This is a genomic window from Bacillus sp. MYb56, assembly GCF_002976445.1.
In the GTDB taxonomy this organism is placed as follows: Bacteria; Bacillota; Bacilli; order Bacillales; family Bacillaceae_G; genus Bacillus_A; species Bacillus_A mycoides.
Genome location: NZ_PCOH01000094.1, coordinates 1 through 5260 on the forward strand (window position 1 = coordinate 1; position 5260 = coordinate 5260).

General features: G+C 34.5%; 5 protein-coding genes and 1 pseudogene. All 6 read right to left on the bottom strand.

Annotation, left to right across the window (positions count from 1 at the left end; translation table 11 throughout):
* The coding region (locus CQ058_RS30850; RefSeq protein WP_105590243.1) for an LPD25 domain-containing protein at nt 1-2488 on the bottom strand (2488 nt) is incomplete at its 3' end.
* Nucleotides 2481-2756 (bottom strand): hypothetical protein, encoded by a 276-nt coding sequence (locus CQ058_RS30855; protein ID WP_105590244.1) that lies wholly within the window; start codon nt 2754-2756, stop codon nt 2481-2483. The genes CQ058_RS30855 and CQ058_RS30850, both read right to left, overlap by 8 nt.
* A gap of 42 nt (nt 2757-2798) precedes the next feature.
* Entirely contained in the window at nt 2799-3230 is a 432-nt protein-coding gene (locus tag CQ058_RS30860; RefSeq protein WP_105590245.1) for a hypothetical protein, read from the bottom strand.
* Complete coding sequence (gene mobP2 / locus CQ058_RS30865) at nt 3231-4424, bottom strand: MobP2 family relaxase (RefSeq protein WP_088265974.1); 1194 nt, start codon at nt 4422-4424, stop codon at nt 3231-3233.
* Nucleotides 4417-4677: a hypothetical protein gene (locus tag CQ058_RS30870; protein ID WP_016102512.1), complete on the bottom strand. Its 261-nt coding sequence runs from the start codon at nt 4675-4677 to the stop codon at nt 4417-4419. The genes mobP2 and CQ058_RS30870 overlap by 8 nt, the downstream gene beginning before the upstream one ends.
* A gap of 260 nt (nt 4678-4937) precedes the next feature.
* Nucleotides 4938-5260 (bottom strand): annotated as a pseudogene (locus CQ058_RS30875) (hypothetical protein); the annotation flags it as partial.

Sequence of the window (5260 nt, forward strand, 5' to 3'; positions counted from 1 at the left end):
CTTGGTTCCATACTGATAAATAATTAATATCTTTCGTAACCCCATCCATCATGTGGATTCTTGCCAGTTCTTCATCTTGCATACCGTTTGCTAATACCTCAATTGTAACTAAGTGGTTGGGTGTCTCTTCCGATTTTTCTAATGTATTTTCCTTTGCTTTTTCCATTGTTATTTCTTTGTTATTTCTATAATTCACTACTTCATCTCGTAACGCTTGTTTCACTTCATCCGATAGATACCTTTTCTCGTTTAATACTTGTTCATACGGTGTCTTATAGTCCCCATCCCCCATATCCAAACGATCCATACTCACGAGCTCCATTCTCCCAAAATCTCTATCTACTTCTTTTGGAATGGCGATATGATAACAAGTTTTATCATATGGTACGTATTCATCTCTTTCTCTTGCTTCCTCTTTTGCTTTTTCAATATTTGAAATGACTTCAGACATTTTTTCATTGGCTTCTCCAAATGGGATCATTTGATTACTTGTAAAATTTTTATTTTCACACCATTGAATTAACATAGTTGGACGAGTAATGTCATTCTGATTTAGTGCTGCATACTTTTCTTGATTTGCTTCGTTAAATGCATCAATAAATTCTTTATCACTCAATTTTTCTGCACCTTCTACAGGTTCAAACGCTCGATTTCTATCTGCTTGTTCCCTTAACTCTGCAACAGAGACAAGTTCTTGTGTCGTGTTACTTAAACTCATGTATTCCACCAATAAGATATTTTTTTCATCCTGTTTTTCATTTACAAGACTAGGTTGATCGTTTTTTTCTAGTCCAATTGGTGCAAGTATTTTTTCTTCTACATGTTCATATTCAATCGTTGTATAATACCCATCCTCTTTATCTAGACCTTTAAAACTTGCCTCTTCTGCTACTGTATATCCATGACCCTCAACATGAAAAACTTCTTCATTTTGCTGTAATGGCTTACCTGTTTCTTGGCAATAAATCACTTCTGATTCGTCTTTTGGATATAGTCCTTTATATTCAATATCATTATTCATTACTTCTTTATGCGCTGTTGAAATTCGGTGATTAATTACCTTCAAAGCTAGGCTCACTGAATTTTGAAACCAAAAATCCTTATGGTTTTCTTTCACATACTCATTAACACAATCGACTTTTAAACTCTTTTCACGATCTAACGAAACCCTAGCAAGTGGTATATCATTGAAACTATCTCCTAACAAATCAGCTTCATAATATGGCTCTAACGTATCTGTAATTTTTTTAAGGGCATCTTGTTCTCTGTTTGTACCAAATTCATAAACGATCTGTTCCATCTCCCTTAAATTCAAACGAACATTAGGGTTTATTTCTTCTAATACACGACTATCTTCTGAAAGTTGAATTTCATAGTTTTCCCAATGTTTTTCAAAATTTAATCCTAGCCTTTCATCAATAAGTCGCTGCGCATTTTGTTGAATGCCTGTTAAAATTTCGAAATTGTCTCTTACATTTCCATCTTTATTTTCAGACACTTGTTTTGCCATATGATCTACTCCTTTTTCGTTTGTTTTTTCTTTTTCTTTTTCCAACGTGCTTTCAATTGTTTCGATAAATTCAATTGAAGTTTCATGTACTTCTTTTAACAACTTCGTTTTATCTTTCATTTCTTTTCCTTGTGTCCAGCTCGCTAAATACCCCAAAGAATATTCGCTCGTATCAATCCCAAAATAAGAAGAAACGGCATAAGCCGTCATTTCTGCTTGGAACTCTTTTTCTGGTGCTGTGTAGTTCATATGTGTCTCTGCTGTATGAAGTTTGGCATGCGCCAATTCGTGAAGAAGTGTTTTTACATTTTGTAATTCACTGTTTCGCGGATTCAAGGCAACCTCTTTTGTTAGGGTATAGCTCACACCTTTTGCGACACCCAGTTCTGATTTTGGTGCAATGATTTTTACACCGTTTTTTTCCGCAATGGCTGCCATTCCTTTATACAAACTCTGGTAATCTGTAACGCTCCCTTCTAGCCAACGATTCGGAAAAATACGAGGTAGATCTTTTGCTGTTGCACTTGTTTGAGACGCATCAAACACATGACCCACAGCAAAATATAAGCGACCAGGTATCACTTCTACGTTTTTAGATTCGATTTGTTTTTTCTCTTCCTCATTTGCTTTAGTTACTGTTTTCCAAGTGCCTTCTTTGTCTTTGAATTTTGCTACAGTTCGGTTTGGAACAAGGATTTTAATTCCTTTCTCACCCTTCTTAACCGGAAATCCTTTTTCTTTCCAAAAAGAAAAGGAACCGACTGCTTGGGCTCCCTCGAATTGACTCTGTATTAATGAAATGTTAGATGGTGAATAGTGATAGAACTTTGCCATAAACGATAAATAATCTTTCAAATCTCCTGGTGTACGAAAATAGCCTTCTATGCTTTTTTCCATCTTTTTTGTTAAAGCTTGCACCGCTTCTTTCTTTTCTTCTGGTGATTTCGTTTGATACTTTTTCTTATAACTTTTACTCATGATCTTCTCCTACTCTTTCACTCGCTTTTTGCAATTCCTCCATTTCTTCTTCATTCCATCTCTCAGCTGTATCAAAGAAAAGCTCATGAGTTTTCACATTAACCGGAACTAACATATTTTCTTGATTCATGACATGGATTGCTAGTTCTCTCACTTGTTCTCTTGTAATTTTAATTGTTAGTTCTTCATCTTTTACAAGTAACACAATTTCATCTTCTCCAATTTCTTTAATGACTCCTAATGCGATATCTTCACGAAATAATAACATCTAAATAACCTCCTGTTTTTTGATAAAAAGAAACAATGTAGCTTACGTTACATTGTTCTTTGATGCCTCATGATCTAAACGTTTTTGTCTTGCATGACTAATTCGTTCTTCCACACTTTTTTTTGCCATCTTCACACTTTCCATCTCCTGTTTATCAGTGGTAATAATGCTATCTACGCCCTCTAAAAAGAAATAACCGTTTAATAACTCAATTAAAACTTGTGTATTTCTATCCGCACTATTTGAACCAAGACGGATTTTTGTTAGTTCACTTTTCAACACATCGTGTAAGTTTTTTGATACCACTTCTGTTATATAATTTAATGACCATTCTGTGTTTTTTGCTGCTTCATGCTCCTTGCAAATTCTTCCCATTGCTTCCCCTGTATATCGAATTCCGTGTTCCTCCATGTAATCATTTATATAATCTTCTGTCTCTTGATCCATCGTTACCTGTCTTCTAATTGTACTCATTTAATAACCCCTCTCATTTTGGTATGCACTTTCTTTTTGCATACGCTCATAATACTTTTGGTTCTTCCAACTCTCATATTCACTTTTAAAAGCACGTTCCACTTTTCTCATAGAATACTGAATAGATACATTCTGTTGAAATTTTTGAAACGGCTTTGATTTTTTCATGTGATGGATTCTCTTTTGTTCTTTATCATATGCCTTCATTTCTTGTAAAAAGGCGTTACCCATTCTTTTATACAGGTCACTGATTTTATTCGTCTTGTAATTTTCATATTGCTTCTTATCATACTTTCCTTCCCCATATGCTTCTTTAAAAACTTGCACTTCTTTATCTAACTTTTGGAGAAACTGATCGTAATCCTTTTTATGATGATGTTGAATATATCTCCTGCTTAATTCATCAATTTCCGGCTTCAATGGCTGAATTGTATTGTAGCTATATTGCCACTGTCTTTTATCACTTGGTAACTGTTTATAGATTTGTAAAAACAATGGTTTCAAATGTTGATTGCGCCAATCAAAAACGGAATCTTCTTTTTTACTTCCCACCATGTTTTTTCGAATCAAATCATTAATTTGTTTTTGTTCCTGCTTACGATCTAACAAATTGTTTACGACTTTTCCTTTCATTGCATCCAATGTTTTTGGTTTTCTTTTGCCACGTTCTCTCGTTGGAAATGGTTCAACAGTTGCTACATGAATATGAATATTATCCGTATTAAAATGAATGGCTGCCGACCAGGTAGAACTTTTTTCTATCCCCTCTCTTTTTTGCATTTCCTTCATCGCAAGCCGTGTTACATCCATCAACTTTTTTTCATCCAACGTTTTCGTTTTCTCATCATAAATGCCTTGTTCCTCTAACCATGGATTATGAAAAGAAATGACATCTTGCCACATGATACTTCCATTCTCATGAGCGGTTTTAAACATTTCCTTTAAGGACTTTTTTTCACTTTCTGTTAAACGATTTGCGTGTTCTGTAAATAGTGCTGATGTCTTTTCTGAATTCCCCATATAGTCTTGATACGTTTCGAACATTTTCGGATTGAGCTTCACTTCACTTTGTGCTTCTTCCCGGTCTACATACTCAATATAGTTCTGAAATGCATCGGAACTCGGTAATACAAATTTTGTTTTTAAAACAACACCAGGTGTAACTGAAGATTGAACAGGGACTGCATTACTCATTTTCATCATCCTGCATCATGAGTTGTATAAACTCATTCATTTTTTTCATTTCGCTATAACAATCATTCATCATATGGATGTTCTTTTGGATGATATTTTCTAATTCCATTTCTCTTTTATTTTGTTGCTGAAAAAAAGCCAGCATTTCAATTTGGTCTTTCAAAAATTTCTGCCTGGATAATCCTTTCCTCTTTGCAATTTCATCTATTTTCTTTACGGCAATTGGATCTACTTCTCTAATTCTGATTTCCACTTTTCCCTCTCCTTTCTGCAATTGTGGGTAGAGATCAAAAAATAGTGAGAAGAGCATAAGGGGTTTTTGTTCCCACCTAAGGTGTGAAGCTAGGCGGAGCCTAGCGAAACGATGGGAACAAGAAAACCTCCAAGGTGAGTACTCACTGATGACACAAATCGAACTGATGAGTACTCACTGACGATACAAAAATCACCAAATGAGCACTCGGTGAGTACTCAAATTTCACTGGTGAGCACTCACTGACGACATGACTTTTTTCACTTTTTATTAATTCCTTGTGCTTTTTCTTCTAGCTTTTTGATCTTATCTCGTGCAATTTTTTGTTCCCCTTTAAACAATTCGACGTTCTTTTCTGATGACTTTATTTTAGATTCTAAGGATGCTATTTTAGATTGTGTTTCCGTTTTTTCCGCTTCAGTTTGGTACTTCATTTCATCTTTTAATTCTTTTACTTTTTCATAGACTGTCTTCGCATTTTCTTCTTCCAGTTTGATTGCTTTCCCATAATTTTTGATTTTTGTTTCGATATCTTTTTTGTCTCTTTCTATAAAATCTAGCTCATATGTTTTTTTATCTTCAG